This window comes from Photobacterium malacitanum, assembly GCF_900185615.1.
GTDB lineage: Bacteria > Pseudomonadota > Gammaproteobacteria > Enterobacterales > Vibrionaceae > Photobacterium > Photobacterium malacitanum.
Map to the genome: position 1 here is coordinate 1 of NZ_FYAK01000051.1, position 549 is coordinate 549.

1 rRNA gene is annotated in these 549 nt (G+C 49.2%); it reads right to left on the minus strand.

The features are described from left to right. Positions 1-141: 141 nt before the first annotated feature. A 16S ribosomal RNA gene (locus PMAL9190_RS20015) occupies positions 142-549 on the minus strand; the annotation flags it as partial.

The following is a 549-nucleotide window of genomic DNA, read 5'->3' on the forward strand; positions in this document are numbered from 1 at the left end:
AGCTTTCCAGATTGTTAAAGAGCATAACGCAAAAGCGTTAATCAATGCGTGAGCATTAATTAGCACTTTCGCTATTTTTCTAAAACTAATTTTACCAAGCAATCTGTGTGGACACTGCATAAAACAGCATAAGTCTTTAGGTAAGGAGGTGATCCAGCCCCAGGTTCCCCTAGGGCTACCTTGTTACGACTTCACCCCAGTCATGAACCACACCGTGGTAAACGCCCTCCCGAAGGTTAAGCTATCTACTTCTGGTGCAGCCCACTCCCATGGTGTGACGGGCGGTGTGTACAAGGCCCGGGAACGTATTCACCGTGACATTCTGATTCACGATTACTAGCGATTCCGACTTCATGGAGTCGAGTTGCAGACTCCAATCCGGACTACGACGTACTTTGTGGGATTCGCTTACTATCGCTAGTTTGCAGCCCTCTGTATACGCCATTGTAGCACGTGTGTAGCCCTACTCGTAAGGGCCATGATGACTTGACGTCGTCCCCACCTTCCTCCGGTTTATCACCGGCAGTCTCCCTGGAGTTCCCACCATTA